Here is a 16,000-nt window from a genome sequence, read left to right as displayed (position 1 = left end):
GCCCCGGCTGGAGCGAGCATTCCCGGCACTCCACACAACAACAAGCCGGGAGCCCGATATGCACGATTACTCCACCGCCGCCCAGGCATTCGACCTCGACCAGGCGCTGGCCAGCGTCCTGTCCGGGCGTGCCGATGCGCTCAATGCCTGCATCGAATGCTGCGACCGGTATGCCGACAGCGGGCGCGTTGCCCTGTACTGGGAGGGGCGTGACGGTGCCAGCGCCACCTGGACCTTCGCCCAGCTGCAGCAGGCGTCGGCGCGCTTCGCCAACTTCCTGCACAGCCGCGGCGTACGTCCCGGCGACTGCGTGGCCGGCATGCTGCCACGCACCCCCGAGCTGCTGATCACCATTCTCGGCACCTGGCGCCTGGGCGCGGTGTACCAGCCGCTGTTCACCGCCTTCGGCCCCAAGGCCATCGAGCATCGCGTGAGCAGTGCCGGCACCCGCCTGGTGGTGGTGGATGCGGCCAACCGCGCCAAGCTGGACGAGGTGGTCGATGCGCCGCCACTGCTGACGCTGAACGCCGCTGCCGGCGAGGCGGACTTCTGGGCCGAGCTGGAGGGGCAGTCCGACCGCTTCGAGCCGGTGCTACGCTCGGCCTCCGACGCCTTCCTGATGATGTTCACCTCTGGCACCACTGGCCTGGCCAAGCCAGTGCCGGTACCGCTCAAGGCTATCGCCGCCTTTGTCGGCTACCTGCGTGACGCGGTCGACCTGCGCGAGGATGAGGCGTTCTGGAACCTGGCCGATCCGGGCTGGGCCTACGGTCTTTACTACGCGGTGACCGGGCCTCTGGCCATGGGCCACGCCACCACCTTCTACGAGGGTGCCTTCAGCGTCGAGAGCACCTGCCGGGTAATCCGCAAGTACGGCATCCGCAACCTGGCCGGCTCGCCTACTGCCTACCGTCTGCTGCTGGCCGCCAGGGACGAGGTCGAGTCTCAGCTCAAGGGCCAGCTGCGCGCGGTCAGCAGCGCCGGCGAGCCGCTGACCCCGGAGGTTATCCGCTGGTTCGCTGAGGGCCTCGGCTGCACCATCCACGACCACTACGGGCAGACCGAACTGGGCATGGTGCTGTGCAACCACCACGGCCTGGCCCACCCGGTGCGCCTTGGCGCCGCCGGTTATGCCGTGCCGGGCCACCGCGTGGTGGTGCTCGACGAGCAGGGCGGCGAGCTGCCGCCTGGCCAGCCCGGCGTGCTGGCGGTGGATCGGGGCCGCTCGCCGCTGTTCTGGTTTCCCGGCTACCTGGGCATGACCACCAAGGCCTTCGTCGGCGATTACTACCTGAGCGGCGACACCGTCGAGCTCAACGACGACGGCAGCATCAGCTTCGTCGGCCGTAGCGATGACGTGATCACCACCAGCGGCTACCGGGTCGGCCCGTTCGACGTGGAGAGCGCGTTGATCGAGCATCCGGCGGTGATCGAGGCGGCGGTGATCGGCAAGCCCGACCCCGAACGCACCGAGCTGGTCAAGGCCTTCGTCGTACTGCATGCGGATCGGGACGGCTGCGCCGAGCTGGCCGAGGCCCTGCAGCAGCATGTGCGCAAGCGCCTGTCGGCGCATGCCTACCCGCGCGAGGTGGAGTTCGTCACCGAGCTGCCGAAGACCCCAAGCGGCAAGATCCAGCGCTTCCTGCTGCGCAACCAGGAAGTCGCCAAGGCCCAGGCGGCCGCCAACCACTGATTCGAGGAGAACCACCGATGCATATTGCCGACTCCGTATTCCTGGTCACTGGCGCCGGCTCCGGCCTGGGTCTGGCCACTGCCCGCGAGCTGATCGGCCAGGGCGCCAGGGTCGTGCTGCTGGATATCAATGCCGAAACCGGGCACGCCGCCGCCGAGACACTGGGCGGCGGCGCTCTTTTCGTGCAGGCCGACATCTGCCGCGAAGAGGATGGCCGCGCGGCGGTTGCCGAAGCGTTGCAAGCCTTTGGCGCCGTGCACGGGCTGGTCAACTGCGCCGGTGTCGCGCCGGCCGAGAAGGTGCTCGGGCGCAGTGGCGTGCACGGCCTGGACAGCTTTCGCCGTACCATCGAAATCAATCTTATCGGCAGCTTCAACCTGCTGCGCCTGGCAGCCGAGGCCATGGCCCTGAATGCGCCCAATGCCGAGGGCGAGCGTGGGGTGATCGTCAATACCGCCTCGGTGGCGGCGTTCGACGGGCAGATCGGCCAGGCAGCCTATGCCGCCTCCAAGGGCGGGGTGGCCGCCATGACCTTACCGGCGGCGCGCGAACTGGCGCGCTCCGGTATCCGCGTGATGTGCATCGCCCCCGGCATTTTCGAGACGCCAATGATGGCCGGTATGCCGCAGGAAGTGCGCCACTCGCTGGCGACGGGCGTGCCGTTCCCGCCGCGTCTGGGCCGCCCCGAGGAGTACGCTGCGCTGGTGCGCCACATAGTCGAGAACGCCATGCTCAACGGCGAGGTGATTCGTCTCGATGGCGCGCTGCGGATGGCAGCCAAATAACGGACAGGTAGCCCGGATGCAATCCGGGACAGCGCCTCCCCGGATTGCATCCGGGCTACGGTGAACTGATCGGCCTAGCCGCGGCCCATGGCAAACCAACGATTTTCAGGAGAGACAACCATGTCCATTCCAACCGACCCGATAGTGATCGTCAGCGCCGCCCGCACCCCCATGGGCGGTTTTCTCGGCGACCTGGCCGGCCTTAGCGCCAGTGAGCTGGGCGCCGCCGCCATCCGCGCCACCCTGGAGCGCGCCGGCGTCGCCTTCGATGCCATCGATACCGTGCTGATGGGCTGCGTGCTGCAGGCCGGCCAGGGCCAGGCGCCAGCGCGCCAGGCGGCGCTCGGCGCGGGCCTGAGCCAGGCGGTGCAGTGCACCACACTGAACAAGATGTGCGGCTCGGGCATGCAGGCGCTGATGCTCGGCCACGACCAACTGCTGGCCGGCAGCGCCGAGGTGCTGGTGGCCGGCGGCATGGAGAGCATGTCCAACGCGCCGTACCTGCTACAGCGCGCCCGCGGCGGCTATCGCATGGGCCATGGCCAGGTGCTCGACCATATGTTCCTCGACGGCCTGGAAGACGCCTATGAGCGTGGCCGCCTGATGGGCACCTTCGCCGAGGATTGTGCGCAGAGCTACGGCTTTACCCGCGAGGAGCAGGACGCCTTCGCCCTGGAATCCCTGCGTCGCGCCCAGCAGGCGATGAGCGCTGGCCATTTTGCCGACGAGATCGTCGCGGTCGAGGCCCCGGTCGGGCGCGAGCGACGCCTAATCGCGGCCGACGAGCAGCCGCCGAAGGCCAAACCGGAGAAAATTCCTACACTCAAGCCCGCCTTCCGCGACGGCGGCACGGTGACTGCGGCCAACTCCAGCTCGATTTCCGATGGCGCCGCCGCCTTGTTGCTGATGCGCCAGTCCGAGGCGCAGAAGCGCGGCCTGAGCCCGCTAGCGCGCATCGTCGCGCATGCCGGCCATGCCCAGGCGCCGAGCCTGTTCACCACCGCGCCGGTGACCGCGATCCGGCGCGTGCTGGAGCGCAGCGGCTGGGGGTTGGACGACGTGGACCTGTTCGAGATCAACGAGGCCTTCGCCGTGGTGCCCATGGCGGCCATGCGCGAGCTGGGCATTGACCACGCCAAGCTCAATGTGCACGGCGGCGCCTGCGCCCTGGGGCACCCCATCGGCGCCTCCGGCGCGCGCATCCTGGTTACCCTGCTGGCGGCGTTGCAGCAACGTGATCTCAAGCGCGGCTTGGCCGCAGTGTGCATCGGCGGCGGCGAGGCCACCGCGGTGGCCATCGAGCGCATCTAGAGGAGCAGCGAGATGATTCCATCCGAACAGGACATCCAGATCCGCGACATGGCCCAGCAGTTCGCCCAGGAGCGGCTCAAGCCCTTCGCCGCCGACTGGGATCGCGAACACCTCTTCCCGGCCGAAGCCATCGCCGAGATGGGCCAGCTGGGCTTTATGGGCATGCTGGTGCCGGAGCAGTGGGGCGGCGCCGAGACCGGCCACCTGGCCTACGCCCTGGCGCTGGAGGAAATCGCCGCCGGCGACGGCGCCTGCTCCACCATCATGAGCGTGCACAACTCGGTGGGCTGCATGCCGATCCTGAAATACGGCAGCGAGGCGCAGAAGCAGCGCTTCCTCCGCCCGCTGGCCAGCGGCGAGATGCTCGGCGCCTTCGCCCTGACCGAGCCGCAGGCCGGCTCCGATGCCAGCGACCTGCGCACCCGCGCGCGACGCGACGGTGAGCACTACGTGCTGACCGGCAGCAAGCAGTTCATCACCTCGGGTAACCACGCCGGCATGGTCATCGTCTTCGCCGTCACCGATCCGGGGGCCGGCAAGAAGGGCATCAGCGCCTTTATCGTGCCGACCGACACGCCGGGGTTTTCCGTGGTGCGGGTAGAAGAGAAGCTCGGCCAGAACGCCTCGGACACCGGCCAGATCCAGCTCGACGAGGTGCGCATCCCGGCCGAGCTGCGCCTGGGCGAGGAGGGCGAGGGCTACCGTATCGCCCTGGCCAACCTGGAAGGCGGGCGCATCGGCATCGCCGCGCAATCCGTGGGCATGGCCCGCGCCGCGTTCGAGGCGGCGCGCGACTACGCCCACGAGCGGGTCACCTTCGGCAAACCGATCATCGAGCACCAGGCGGTGGCCTTCCGCCTGGCCGACATGGCCACCCAGATCGCCGTGGCGCGGCAGATGGTGCACCACGCCGCCAGCCTGCGCGAAGCCGGCCTGCCGTGCCTGACCGAGGCCTCGATGGCCAAGTTGTTCGCCTCGGAGATGGCCGAGCGGGTGTGTTCGGCGGCGATCCAGACCCTGGGCGGCTATGGCTACTTGAAGGACTTCCCGGTCGAGCGCATCTACCGCGACGTGCGCGTGTGCCAGATCTACGAAGGGACCAGCGATGTACAGCGGATGGTGATTGCGCGCAGCTTCTGACGCCCTATTTTTGGTTTTCCACGGAGTCTGGGGAGGGAGCGAGTTGACAGTGAATCGCCCCTACTGTCGTAAATAGTTTCAAGCGTCAGCATTAGGGGCGGAATCTACATCAGACAAGTGTCTGCTTCTGGCCGATTCAAGGCTGTTGCAACTGGCGACTCCCGGCCTGAAGCAGTTATTCGATTGAGACGGCTGATCATTAGCGGTCACTCACTTTCTTGGTGACTAACGCGGCATTCAGCGACTTGTTCGCTGCAATGCTTTGCATTGGAAAAAGGCAAAGAGTTGGAGCCGGTAAGTCGCTTAAACGCGTAGCCAAGGTGCACGCATATCAAATCCAAATCAGGGCAGGTATGTCTGAATCGGCATCATTACCAAGGCGTACCAAGCGGGCCATAGTCTGCGAAGAAGGGAGAAGAGAGAAGGGGGGTTCCATCGCGCAGCATGCAGTCCCGTCTACGTCTGGAACGCGAATGCCGGCGTGATCTCGTGATGTGCTTGGCTGGGTTGCGGTTTTAAAATTGACGAAGCCGAGAATGAAGAGAACAACTGGGCATATCTGCCGAGTCAATGTTATTTTGATCAGGCAGCCCAAGAGTTTCCTCTCCCGGGCATTAGTATCGGTGAAGAAACTTGGTTCAAGGCGACCTCTAGTAGGTCGCCTTTTTCATTTCCTGCGCGCCAAATTTATAACGTGTGATGGAGCTAAAGCCTTGAGAGCTCCGACACCCTCATCAGTCGCCTGGCAGCTCACTCAGAGCTCCCTACTATCTCTGTACGAATACGCGCAAAGAGTTGTTCCAGTGTGAGGGTGTCATCTACTAGAAGGTAGCAACGAGCCAGGATTGTCAAAGGGTGGACGCCCATTACAGAAGCAAGTTCATGCGTTTTTTCCAGGCTAGGTCCCTTTGTGCCGGCCTCCAGCTGGCTCAAGTACGTTTGGCTGCTGACGCCCCCAAAATCCTCTTGAATGAGATTTCGAGCTTTCCTAGTGTCTCTAAGTGCCATGCCAAACGCGCGCTTCAGCTCCATCTCTTTTTCTTCCCCGTAAAAGGGATGATGAAGCAGGCTTGAACCTCAGATCACCATTAACTATTGTTAATATTTTCAAGGGGATTGCTATGTTTATGACGTACAGGCATGCAGAGCTTCTTCCGGGAGGCATTCTTGGAGATCCTCGAGTACAGCACTGGCAGTTTGTAGAGCAGGATATTCATTGTCCGTGGTTTTACGTGGAGCTAGTTCGAGACTACGGAGATGAACAAGTAGGAAGCATGCTTATGATTCCGACGGTCCCAGTACTACAGCAGGTGCTCGGGGAGCTAGGCGACCGCTTATGGTTGTCCCAAGCATTTCTGGTGTCACCAGGCCACCTTAGGGGCGAAAAGAACTGGCTGATGGAGCCTCTTACTGAGGTGTGTATCGCAGAGGATGATGTGAACAACCATCCGGGTTACGTTTACAGAGTAGAAGGTGGGAGCAGTTACAGCACACATCCAGCATGTGGCAGGGCTAAGCTTCGGACAACTGAGGTCATTTTCTCCGCAGGACACCACCTTCGAGCCTAGTCCGAGCCCCCTGCAAAACTCGAAGCAAAAATTGCCAGGCAACCTAGGCGAAGTCCTGATCCAGATCGACTGGAGAAGGCGCGAGCTTCGTTCTCGCCACAACATTATCAAGCATAACTGCAGCCTAACGCTGATAGTTCGGTGTACTCATGAGCATGTACAGACGACACCAAAGTCGTGTTGTTAAAAGCGAGAATACTGAAGAAAGAATCGATGACAGCTTCGTAGCTCCATGTTTTTTATGATTATTTTTTTAAAGAAATAATTCTTTTTTTTAAAAGATTGCGACAGAAAGCTGGAGATGATCTGGTGGCGGGTAACGCCTAAGGCGCAAGGTCTAATTTCGCATAATATATATTATGTTAAATCTAATATGCCAAAGTAATACGGATGCGGAGCGTCCTGTCGATCGACAGCCCCGCCTTCGCCGAATGAATTGATGAAGGAGAACCCCATGAAACGTTTTCTGCTAGCCAGCGCGCTGAGCCTCTGCGCCTCTGCGCCTTTGTCGCCCGTGCCGATGATCTCGGTGTTACCGCTCAGGCCGTCTATGACCGCGTTCAAAAGAACGAATCGAAGCTGCTGTTCGTCGACGTGCGCGATCCAGTGGAGATCATGTTCGTCGGCTTCACCGATGCGGTGCATGTGAACGTCCCTTACCTGCTGGTGGACCGCAACACCTGGGACGAACAACGCGGGACCTACAAGGTCTCGCAGAACCCCAATTTCCTTTCTGAAATCCGCACGGAACTGAAGAAACGCGGCCTCGACGAGAACGCCGAGATCATCACCATGTGCCGCTCCGGCAGTGAACGCGGCAAGCCCAGCGCCGACTACCTGCGCGACAACGGCTTTCCCAACGCCCGCTACGTGATCGACGGTTTCCAGGGCCCAGCGATCAAGAAAGGCCCACAGACCGGGTTCCGGCTGCTGAGCGGTTGGCAGAATTCGAACCTGCCATGGTCGCCAAAGATGAACGCCGAAAAGATGTACCGCCCGTAACGCCGGCCCATCCGGGATATTCAGAAGAAACAAGTCATGTAGTCGATGGCTGACGCACCTCAACGTGCGGATACCGAAAGCCACGTAGCCTGACGTCAGCATCATGCTGGCCGGGGCGATGAACTATCGTTTCAGCAGAGGCTGTGCATTTTCGCCCCATGGAGACGGGAACGATGAATGTATTTCGCCGAGATCTGGCCTGGCTCGCATACCTGGCCCTTCTGCTGCCTGTTTCGTTGCTGGCTGCCACGGCCGACCATAGCCGCTTCAGGCAGTTGCAGGGACCATTCGCCAGCGGCGAAGAGGTCACCCGAGCCTGCCTCGGTTGTCATACCGAAGCTGCCTCTCAGGTGATGGCCACGCGTCACTGGACGTGGGACTACACCAACCCGGACACCGGCCAGCGTCTGGGCAAGAAGACCATGCTCAATGGCTTCTGCATCGGTGACCGCTCCAACGAAGCCTTCTGCCAGTCCTGTCACGTCGGCTATGGCTGGAAGGATGCAAACTTCGACTTCTCGGACGAAACCAAGGTCGACTGCCTGGCCTGCCACAACACGGGCAACTACCTGAAACTTGCCGGATTGGCCGGCCACCCTCCCCTGGTACGCACCGAAACCTCACCCGGCTCGGGCAAGTTCGTCGATCCGGTCGACCTGGCCGCGGTCGCCCGCAATGTCGGCGCAACCTCGCGCCGCACCTGTGGCACCTGCCACTACTACGGCGGTGGCGGCGACGGGGTAAAACACGGCGATCTCGACTCTTCGCTCAACGATCCTCCGCGCACCCTCGACGTGCATATGACCAGCGAGGGGCCGGATTTCAGCTGCTCGACCTGTCACGTCGCCGATGAGCACCGAATCGCCGGCAGCCGCATCAGTGTCACCGCCTCCGATCCTCACGCGGCGATCCTGCGCGGTGAGCGCAGCGCACGCAATCCGTCGACCTGCCAATCGTGCCACGGCGAGCGTCCGCATCAGGGCGACCTGCTACACGCCAGCCGGCTCAACGATCACACCCGCGTCCTGGCCTGCCAGAGCTGCCATATCCCGGCCTTCGCTCGGGGCGGCGTGCCAACGAAGATGGGCTGGGACTGGTCGACAGCCGGCAAGATGAACGCCGAAGGCAAGCCCTTCCTGACCCGAGATGCCGACGGTCACGTGATCTACGACAGCCGCAAGGGCGACTTCCTCCTCGCCGAGAACGTGGTGCCGGACTATGTCTGGTTCGATGGCACCGTCACTTACGTGCAGCCCGAGACCCGGATCGATCCGGATAGCCGGGTGCCGATCAATACGTTCCACGGCACGCCGGGCGCCGTGGATGCGCGGATCTGGCCGGTGAAAACTTTCCATAGTCGCCAGCCGTATGACACGGTGCATCGCACCTTGCTGGTCCCACATACCGCCTTACCCGATGACACGGCGTTCTGGTTCAACTTCGACTGGGCCAAGGCGCTGCAGGCCGGTGCCGACGCCACCGTTGCGCCCTACAGTGGTCAGTTCGGCTTTGTCGATACGCAGATGCTCTGGCCGATCACCCATATGGTCGCGCCCAAGGAGCAAGCGCTGGACTGCGCCCAATGCCACGCGGCTAAAGGGCGACTGGCGGCAGTGCCAGGCATCTGGCTGCCCGGCAAGGATCGCAATCCGCTGCTCGACCGTCTCGGCTTCGGCGTGGCCGGGCTGGCCCTGCTCGGCGTTCTGCTTCACGCAATGCTTCGCGGCATCGCCCATGCGCGCCGAAGGAGACACTGAAATGGCCGACCGCCTCTATCTGTTCACCCGCTTCGAGCGCTTCTGGCACTGGTCGCAAGCTGCGTTGATCATCACCCTGCTATTCAGTGGCTTCGCCATTCATGGCAGTCACGCCCTGCTCGATTTCCGCACTGCGGTCGAGGTTCATGAAATCGCCGCCTGGCTGCTCATCGCGTTATGGATTTTCGCCATCTTCTGGCACTTCACGACCGGCCAATGGAGGCAGTACATACCGACGCTGACCAATATCCAACGCGTGGCACTCTATTACGCGCGCGGCATCTTCATCGGCGCGCCGCACCCTTACAAGGTCACCGCCGAGCGCAAGCACAATCCGCTTCAGCGCATCGCTTACCTGGGCGTACTGGTGCTGATCAACCCGCTGATCTGGATCAGCGGGCTGCTCTATCTGTTCTGGGGCCGCCTGGAGCCTTTGCTGCCTGACTGGCTGGCCCTCGAGGCGGTAGCCCTGGCACATACCGGTGGCGCGTTTCTTATGCTGATCTTTCTGATCGTGCATGTGTATCTGACCACGACCGGGCATACACCATTGGCTCATATCAGGGCGATGATCACAGGCTGGGAAGAGCGGCATTGAGACGTTGCTCGACGCCATCACGTTGAGGCACCGAAGTGCCCCGATTCGATCGCTGCGAAAGGGATGCCTCTAGCCCGCTACAGCAGGTTCCGCCTCAAGCGGGTATTTGAGCCGTCGGCTTGCGCGCCACCAGATCGATCAGTGCGGACATTCCGCGGTGGCGGCTGCCCTCCTCTATGTAGGCATCGTATTCGGCCAGATGCAGGATCTGCAGGCCGGCGAAAGCCTCGCGCAGCGCTGCGGCGGTGTAGAGATTGGCCGGCTCCTTCGGGCCGCCGGTGGCGTAGCTCAACTGTTCGAGACGATAGCCTTCCAGCAGCAGAAGCCCGCCGGGCTTCAAGGCGCGCTGCATGTCGGCGAACATCTGCGCACGCAGCTCCGGGCCGACGAACTGGATGAATATCGCGACGATCGCGTCGAAGCGCTCGCTGCCCCAATCCCAGGTCAGCAGATCGGCGCATTCGTAAGCGAGGTTGACGCCCCGCTCGGCCGCCAACTGGCGGGCCTTGTCGATCGCCCGCGGCGCTGCCTCCACGGCCAGCACATCCAGCCCCAGCTGAGCCAACCAGACGCCGTTGCGGCCTTCGCCATCGGCAACAGATAGGACCTTCATGCCTGGCATGAAACGCTCTCGCTGGCTGGCCAGAAAGGCGTTTGGCTCTTTACCAAACAGATATTCCGCGTCGCTGTAGCGTTCGTTCCATTCTGCGATCTTTGGGTTCATGCGCCCTCCGGTTGAGCGTGAATTCGGCGTCGCCGACGCCTCTGGAAGCTGCCCGCAATATACCCCTTGCCGTATCCATCAGGGCAAGCCGCACGGCCACCGGTCAGCCGCCTGGTAGTTGCTCTGCTGGCAGTCAGTTGCGCGGCTGCTCCTGCAGGCAATCGTGCAGATAGGCGACAACGGCATCAATGCTCGTCAGCAACTGGTAATCGGCTTCCGGAATGTTCACCCCCAGTTGCTGGTGCAGCGCAGCGATGTAGCGCAGCCAGTCCATCGAATCGAGGTCCACCTCGTCGCGTAGCAGGCGGTCGGGGCGCAGGGTCTCCATGTCGATTTCCGGCGCGATGTGTTGCAACGCATCGAGTGCAATGTGGCGAATCTGCGCCTGGTCCATCTCGCTCTCCTGTCACAGGCTGTCTGGGCTCTGCAGCAGACGGTGCACTTCGGCGAGGAATCGCGCGCCGTAATGGCCATCGCTGACGCGGTGGTCCGCCGCCAGGCTTAGCGTCACGGTCGGCATCACGCAAAGCGCACCAGCCTGCGTCCATGGGCGCTCGGCAATGCGCCCGACGCCGACCAGCGCCACCTGAGGCGGATAGATGACGCCGAACACGCTATCAACGCCCTGCTCGCCCAGCTGGGTAACGGTGAGGGTCGCATCGCTCATTTCCGAGCTGCGCAACGATCCCGCGCGCGCACGTTGAACAAGATCGCTGAGCGCTTGCATCAGGTCCGGCAGCGAGCGATCGGCGACATCGCGAAGCGCAGGCGCAACCAGTCCGCCTCGTCGCAGTGTGATCGCGACCCCCAGGTGGATGCCTTCGGTAGGCTGGAAGGCGTTATCTCGCCAGTAGCCGTTGAGCTGCGGATAGTCACGCAGCGCCAACGCCACCGCCTTGAGCAGCACCACGCTGGCCAACAACCGCTGCTCGGGTGGGCGCTCGGCGTTGTAGTCCTGCAACCACTTGGCGGCTGATCCGAACGCCATGGTTTCGCTCAGGTAATAGTGGGGAATCTCGCGCTTGGAGCGACTCATGGCCGCCGCTATGGCCTGACGCATCGCCGTGTGTCGATCCACGGTTAACGTGCGGGCGGCGGCCGCGTCTATGTCCTGCAGCGTGATCGACCCCTGTGGGCCGCTGCCGGTAAGGCTTGCCGGGTCGATGCCAAGCTCGGCTGCGCGTTTGCGCGCCGCGGGCGAGATGCGCACACGCGCCGCCTCGCCCCCCGATTGGGCCGGCGGCGCCGCGCGCATTTCAGGCACGCTCGGTGCCTGCCGTGCCACCTCCGGAATCGTCTTCGCGCGCTGTGCCATGGCCGCCTCGCGGTTTTCGCCGGGTTCCAGCAGCATCGCCATGGCTGTACCGACCGGGATCTTGCTACCCGGTTCGACCAGCAGTTCGAGCACCTCGCCGCTGTGCCAGCACTCCACATCGACCGCCGCCTTGGCCGTGTCGACCACGGCGATCACCTCGCCCCGCTCGATATGCTCGCCGGGCTCGACCTTCCATTGCAGCAGCGTGCCCTCATCCATGTCCGCACCCAGCGAAGGCAACCTGAAGACGATCATGCACACCTCATGGCTGTGGTAGGGACTACTGGAGCAGCCGTCGGGCCGCTTCGACGATGCCAGGCACCTGCGGCAGAGCCGCATCTTCGAGGTGTTTGGCGTAGGGAATCGGTACTTCGGCACTGCATACCCGTGCCGGTGGGGCGTCGAGCTCGAAGAAGCCCTGCTCGATGATGCGCGTGATGATCTCTGCCGACAGGCTGCCGCTGCGCCAGCCCTCGTCCACCACCAACACACGATGCGTCTTGCGCACCGACTCGAGAATCGTCGCGTCATCCAGCGGACGCAGCACGCGCAGATCGACGACTTCCGCCGAAATGCCCTCGCCAGCCAGCTGCTCGGCCGCCTGCAGCGCCTTGTGCAGGGTGCCCCCGTAGGCGATCAGGGTCAGGTGCTCGCCCTACCGGCGCACTCGCGCCGAGTGAATGTCGACGGTCGCTGTGCCGTCCAGATCGGCTTCCTGGTTGTACAACTGCGCATGCTCGAAGATCAGCACGGGGTTCGGGTCCAATAGCGCCGGCCAGAGCATGCCGCGTGCATCCTCGACGGTCGCCGGAGCCAGAATTTTCAATCCGGGCACATGCGCGAACCAGCCCTCCAGGCTGTGCGAATGCTGCGCCGCCAGCTGCCGTCCGGCTCCGGTGGCCATGCGCAGCACCAGCGGCACGGAAAATTGCCCTCCGGACATATGCCTGAGCGTTGCCGCGGTGTTGATCAGCGGGTCGAGGGCCAGCAGGGCGAAGTTGACCGTCATCACCTCGATGATGGGCCGCATGCCGCCGAGCGCCGCGCCGATCCCGGCCCCCACGAACGCCAGCTCGGAAAGCGGCGTGTCGCGGATGCGCGCCTCGCCGAACTCGTCGAGCAGCCCCTTGGAGACGGCATAGGTGCCGCCGTAGCGGCCGACATCCTCGCCCATCAGGAACACGCGCTCGTTACGCTGCAGGGCATCGCGCAACGCTTCCCGCAGGGCTTCGCGGTAGCTGATCTGGCTGCTCATGGCTGCACCTGCGTGGCGTAGACGTCGCTACACAGCTGCTCGATGGGCTCGAGTGCGCCGGCTTCGGCGTAGGCCACGGCCTGCTCCACCTCCTGCCGCACTCCAGCCTCGATGGCGAGAAAGCCCGGCTCGTCGAGGACGCCCTGCGCCCTGAGCCGCGCGCTGTAGGTTTGAATCGGGTCGCGCTGCTTCCATTGCTCCACTTCCGCCTTGTCGCGATACAGCTCCGGATCGAACATGGAATGAGCCCGGAAGCGGTAGGTCTGCAGCTCCAGGAAGTACGGCCCTTGCCCGCTGCGCACGTACGCCACCGCGTCACGGGTGGCATCGTGCACGGCGACCACGTCCATGCCGTCTACCGCGCTGGCGGCCACCCGATAGGCCGCGGCCTTGGCACACAGGTCGGTCTGCGACTGCGAACGGGCCAGGGCTGTGCCCATCGCGTACAGGTTGTTCTCGCAGCAGAACAGCACCGGCAGCTGCCACAGGGCCGCGAGGTTCATCGACTCATGAAACGCGCCCTCGGCCATCGCGCCCTCGCCGAAGAAGCAGGCGCTGATGCGCGAGCCCTTCTGCATCTGCTCGGCCAGCGCCAACCCGACCGCCAATGGAAGGCCGCCAGCGACGATGGCGTTGCCGCCGAAGAAGCGGGTCCGCGCATCGAACAGGTGCATGGAGCCGCCGCGACCATGCGAGCAGCCCTCCTGCCGTCCGAACATCTCGGCCATGATCGAATTCATCGACACTCCCTGAATCAGCGCGTGGCCATGCTCGCGATAGGTGGCGACGATCGCATCATCGGCGGCCAGCGCATGCAGTGCCCCTACCGCCACCGCCTCTTCGCCTATGTAGAGGTGCAGGAAGCCGCGGATCTTGCCCTCGCCGTACAGCTCGGCGGCGCGCTCCTCCATGAGGCGGATACGCAGCATGTCGCGCAGCAGGGTCAGCGCCAGGTCCGGTGGATAGCTCACGGCAGCCGGCGTGTTCATCAGGGATTCTCCAGTGTCGAGGTATCGCCTTCCGGCAGCCCCAGCTCCCGGGCCTTGAGCAGCCGGCGCATCAGCTTGCCGCTGCGGGTGCGCGGCAGGCTGCCGAGAAACTCCAGTTCCTTCGGCGCGACGGCCGCCCCCAGGCGCTTGCGCGCATGGCCGATCAGCTCGTCGTGCAGCGCCTCGCTGGCCTCGCGGCCGCGCTTCAGTGAGACGAACGCCTTGACCGTTTCGCCCAGCAGAGGATCGGGCTTGCCGATCACCGCCGCTTCGGCCACCGCGGAATGCTCCATCAGCGCGCTTTCCACCTCGAACGGGCCGATCAGATGGCCGGCGGACTTGATCACGTCATCGCTACGGCCGATGAACCAGTAATAGCCATCGGCATCGCGCCGGGCCAGGTCGCCGCTCAGGTACCAATCGCCGGCGAAGCAGCGCCGATAGCGCTCCTCCTGACCGAGGTAGGTGCGAAACATGCCCGGCCACGGCTGTTTCAGGGCCAGCTCGCCGATCTCCTCGTCGCCAAGGAGGATCAGGCTGCCGTCTTCGCCGTGGCGGACGATCGCCGCCTCGATGCCCGGCAGCGGCTTGCCCATGGAGCCCGGCTTGATCGGCATGGCTGGCAGGTTGGCGATCATGATTCCGCCGGTCTCGGTCTGCCACCAGTTGTCGTGGATCGGCAGGCCGAGCACTTCCTTGCCCCACCAGACCGCCTCAGGGTTGAGCGGCTCGCCGACGCTGGCGACGAAGCGCAGCTGCGGATGGAAATGCCGGCGCGCCAGCTCCGGTCCGGCCTTCATCAGCATGCGAATGGCGGTCGGCGCGGTGTACCAGACGCTGATGCGCTCCTTCTCGAGGATGCCGTACCAGCGCTCGGCATCGAACTCGCCGCAGTCGACCACGCTGGTCACGCCCAGCAGCAGTGGCGCGAGGATGCCGTAGGACGTGCCGGTGACCCAGCCCGGATCGGCGCTGCACCAGTAGATGTCTTCCGGGTGCAGGTCGAGCGCGTACTTGCCGGTGACATAGTGAGTCAGTGCGGCGCCATGCACGTGTAGCGCGCCCTTCGGCGTGCCGGTGGTGCCGCTGGTGAAATGCAGCAGCGAGGGGCTGTCGGCCGTGGTCGGCACGACCTCGAAATCCTCGCTGGCACTGGACAGCAGCTGGTGCAGGTCCAGCGTGCCGTCGATGCCGGTGTGACCGCCGCTCTCGTCATAGATCAGCACATGCTTGAGCAACGGCAGCCGCTCGCGCAGCCCGGCGACCTTCTTGCGATACAGCGTCTCGCTGGTCAGCAGAACGCTGCACTCCCCCAGACGCACGCGAGTTTCCAGCGGCTCCGGGCCGAAGGCGGCGAACAGCGGCGAGACCACGCAGCCGTTCTTCAATCCGCCCAGCACACCGAGGTAGAGCTCGACGCCACGATTGCACAGCACGAACAGCCGTTCGCCCGGAGCGACGCCGAGTTGGACGAGCATGTTGGCGAAGCGATTGGTCTGGCGCTTGAGCTGCAGGTAGCTCAGCTCGCGACGGCTGCCGTTGCGTTCAAGGAAACGCAGGGCCGGATGGCCCGCCCGCGTGCCAACAGCGTGGCGATCGACCGCTTCATGAGCCAGATTCAATCCTCCCCCTGGCAGGCCGGTGAGCGCGCCGGCAGCGGCCTGCCAGCTGAACCGACTGACGTCGAAGGCCGCGTCGGGCCAGTTGGGTTTTACTGCCAGGTCCCGAGATGTTTTTTCAATGGTCGCTGAACGCATGAGGCGGTCCCCTGAGCAGGTCGTGCCGCGGTGCGACACCCAGGCAGATTGGCATGAGGCAGCACAGCCGCTATTCAGAGGCTAGAACTGAAATCGAAAAAGGGTT

Annotated in this window: 16 protein-coding genes; 7 read left to right on the top strand and 9 right to left on the bottom strand. The window is 64.0% G+C overall.

Annotated features, from left to right (window positions below; genetic code table 11):
- Positions 1–58: 58 nt before the first annotated feature.
- The 4 genes from OUY36_RS11200 (at position 59) to OUY36_RS11185 (ending at position 4,929) form a co-directional block, all read left to right on the top strand.
- Positions 59–1,693: an acyl-CoA synthetase gene (locus OUY36_RS11200; RefSeq protein WP_267934375.1), complete on the top strand. Its 1,635-nt coding sequence runs from the start codon at positions 59–61 to the stop codon at positions 1,691–1,693.
- A 17-nt stretch (positions 1,694–1,710) separates the two neighbouring features.
- The gene (locus OUY36_RS11195; RefSeq protein ID WP_267934374.1) at positions 1,711–2,478 is read left to right on the top strand and encodes a 3-hydroxyacyl-CoA dehydrogenase; all 768 of its coding nucleotides are present in this window, start codon (positions 1,711–1,713) and stop codon (positions 2,476–2,478) included.
- 120 nt (positions 2,479–2,598) lie between these two features.
- The gene (locus OUY36_RS11190) at positions 2,599–3,789 is read left to right on the top strand and encodes an acetyl-CoA C-acyltransferase (protein ID WP_267934373.1); all 1,191 of its coding nucleotides are present in this window, start codon (positions 2,599–2,601) and stop codon (positions 3,787–3,789) included.
- Between the two features lie 12 nt (positions 3,790–3,801).
- Complete coding sequence (locus OUY36_RS11185) at positions 3,802–4,929, top strand: acyl-CoA dehydrogenase family protein (protein ID WP_267934372.1); 1,128 nt, start codon at positions 3,802–3,804, stop codon at positions 4,927–4,929.
- 750 nt (positions 4,930–5,679) lie between these two features.
- Here the strand turns inward: OUY36_RS11185 and OUY36_RS11180 are convergent.
- Both OUY36_RS11180 and OUY36_RS11175 read right to left on the bottom strand, forming a co-directional pair.
- The gene (locus tag OUY36_RS11180) at positions 5,680–5,937 is read right to left on the bottom strand and encodes a helix-turn-helix domain-containing protein (RefSeq protein WP_326491931.1); all 258 of its coding nucleotides are present in this window, start codon (positions 5,935–5,937) and stop codon (positions 5,680–5,682) included.
- Between the two features lie 917 nt (positions 5,938–6,854).
- Positions 6,855–7,142: a hypothetical protein gene (locus OUY36_RS11175; RefSeq protein ID WP_267938271.1), complete on the bottom strand. Its 288-nt coding sequence runs from the start codon at positions 7,140–7,142 to the stop codon at positions 6,855–6,857.
- Between OUY36_RS11175 and OUY36_RS11170 the strand changes: the two genes are divergently transcribed.
- The 3 genes from OUY36_RS11170 (at position 7,092) to OUY36_RS11160 (ending at position 9,854) form a co-directional block, all read left to right on the top strand.
- The gene (locus OUY36_RS11170; RefSeq protein ID WP_267934371.1) at positions 7,092–7,499 is read left to right on the top strand and encodes a rhodanese-like domain-containing protein; all 408 of its coding nucleotides are present in this window, start codon (positions 7,092–7,094) and stop codon (positions 7,497–7,499) included. The genes OUY36_RS11175 and OUY36_RS11170 overlap by 51 nt on opposite strands.
- A gap of 173 nt (positions 7,500–7,672) precedes the next feature.
- Entirely contained in the window at positions 7,673–9,256 is a 1,584-nt protein-coding gene (locus OUY36_RS11165) for a tetrathionate reductase family octaheme c-type cytochrome (protein ID WP_267934370.1), read from the top strand.
- A gap of 1 nt (position 9,257) precedes the next feature.
- Entirely contained in the window at positions 9,258–9,854 is a 597-nt protein-coding gene (locus OUY36_RS11160) for a cytochrome b/b6 domain-containing protein (RefSeq protein WP_267934369.1), read from the top strand.
- A 94-nt stretch (positions 9,855–9,948) separates the two neighbouring features.
- Here OUY36_RS11160 and OUY36_RS11155 read toward each other — a convergent pair whose 3' ends face one another.
- The 7 genes from OUY36_RS11155 to acsA form a co-directional block, all read right to left on the bottom strand.
- Positions 9,949–10,578, bottom strand: a complete 630-nt coding sequence (locus tag OUY36_RS11155; RefSeq protein WP_267934368.1) for an SAM-dependent methyltransferase — start codon at positions 10,576–10,578, stop codon at positions 9,949–9,951.
- A 133-nt stretch (positions 10,579–10,711) separates the two neighbouring features.
- A complete protein-coding gene (locus tag OUY36_RS11150; RefSeq protein WP_267934367.1) occupies positions 10,712–10,972 on the bottom strand; it encodes an acyl carrier protein in 261 nt (86 codons plus the stop codon).
- A 12-nt stretch (positions 10,973–10,984) separates the two neighbouring features.
- A complete protein-coding gene (locus OUY36_RS11145; RefSeq protein WP_267934366.1) occupies positions 10,985–12,148 on the bottom strand; it encodes a dihydrolipoamide acetyltransferase family protein in 1,164 nt (387 codons plus the stop codon).
- A 25-nt stretch (positions 12,149–12,173) separates the two neighbouring features.
- On the bottom strand, positions 12,174–12,539 hold the full coding sequence (locus OUY36_RS11140; protein WP_326491930.1) for a transketolase C-terminal domain-containing protein: 366 nt from the start codon (positions 12,537–12,539) through the stop codon (positions 12,174–12,176).
- 9 nt (positions 12,540–12,548) lie between these two features.
- Complete coding sequence (locus tag OUY36_RS11135; RefSeq protein ID WP_267934365.1) at positions 12,549–13,148, bottom strand: alpha-ketoacid dehydrogenase subunit beta; 600 nt, start codon at positions 13,146–13,148, stop codon at positions 12,549–12,551.
- Positions 13,145–14,137: a pyruvate dehydrogenase (acetyl-transferring) E1 component subunit alpha gene (pdhA, locus tag OUY36_RS11130; RefSeq protein WP_267934364.1), complete on the bottom strand. Its 993-nt coding sequence runs from the start codon at positions 14,135–14,137 to the stop codon at positions 13,145–13,147. Before pdhA ends, OUY36_RS11135 begins: the two co-directional genes overlap by 4 nt.
- Positions 14,137–15,894, bottom strand: a complete 1,758-nt coding sequence (gene acsA / locus OUY36_RS11125; protein ID WP_267934363.1) for an acetate--CoA ligase — start codon at positions 15,892–15,894, stop codon at positions 14,137–14,139. The genes pdhA and acsA overlap by 1 nt, the downstream gene beginning before the upstream one ends.
- Positions 15,895–16,000 lie beyond the last annotated feature (106 nt).

This window comes from Stutzerimonas sp. R40042, assembly GCF_026642215.1.
GTDB classification, from domain to species: domain Bacteria; phylum Pseudomonadota; class Gammaproteobacteria; order Pseudomonadales; family Pseudomonadaceae; genus Stutzerimonas; species Stutzerimonas frequens.
This window is presented reverse-complemented; position numbering and strand designations above follow the sequence as displayed.

What these genes read in the sequence shown, in the direction of transcription:
- OUY36_RS11200 (WP_267934375.1), top strand. Translation starts at nt 59, where the DNA reads ATGCACGATTACTCCACCGCCGCCCAGGCATTCGACCTCGACCAGGCG.
- OUY36_RS11195 (WP_267934374.1), top strand. Translation starts at nt 1,711, where the DNA reads ATGCATATTGCCGACTCCGTATTCCTGGTCACTGGCGCCGGCTCCGGC.
- OUY36_RS11190 (WP_267934373.1), top strand. Translation starts at nt 2,599, where the DNA reads ATGTCCATTCCAACCGACCCGATAGTGATCGTCAGCGCCGCCCGCACC.
- OUY36_RS11185 (WP_267934372.1), top strand. Translation starts at nt 3,802, where the DNA reads ATGATTCCATCCGAACAGGACATCCAGATCCGCGACATGGCCCAGCAG.
- OUY36_RS11180 (WP_326491931.1), bottom strand. Translation starts at nt 5,937, where the DNA reads ATGGCACTTAGAGACACTAGGAAAGCTCGAAATCTCATTCAAGAGGAT.
- OUY36_RS11175 (WP_267938271.1), bottom strand. Translation starts at nt 7,142, where the DNA reads ATGCACCGCATCGGTGAAGCCGACGAACATGATCTCCACTGGATCGCG.
- OUY36_RS11165 (WP_267934370.1), top strand. Translation starts at nt 7,673, where the DNA reads ATGAATGTATTTCGCCGAGATCTGGCCTGGCTCGCATACCTGGCCCTT.
- OUY36_RS11160 (WP_267934369.1), top strand. Translation starts at nt 9,258, where the DNA reads ATGGCCGACCGCCTCTATCTGTTCACCCGCTTCGAGCGCTTCTGGCAC.
- OUY36_RS11155 (WP_267934368.1), bottom strand. Translation starts at nt 10,578, where the DNA reads ATGAACCCAAAGATCGCAGAATGGAACGAACGCTACAGCGACGCGGAA.
- OUY36_RS11150 (WP_267934367.1), bottom strand. Translation starts at nt 10,972, where the DNA reads ATGGACCAGGCGCAGATTCGCCACATTGCACTCGATGCGTTGCAACAC.
- OUY36_RS11145 (WP_267934366.1), bottom strand. Translation starts at nt 12,148, where the DNA reads ATGATCGTCTTCAGGTTGCCTTCGCTGGGTGCGGACATGGATGAGGGC.
- OUY36_RS11135 (WP_267934365.1), bottom strand. Translation starts at nt 13,148, where the DNA reads ATGAGCAGCCAGATCAGCTACCGCGAAGCCCTGCGGGAAGCGTTGCGC.
- pdhA (WP_267934364.1), bottom strand. Translation starts at nt 14,137, where the DNA reads ATGAACACGCCGGCTGCCGTGAGCTATCCACCGGACCTGGCGCTGACC.
- acsA (WP_267934363.1), bottom strand. Translation starts at nt 15,894, where the DNA reads ATGCGTTCAGCGACCATTGAAAAAACATCTCGGGACCTGGCAGTAAAA.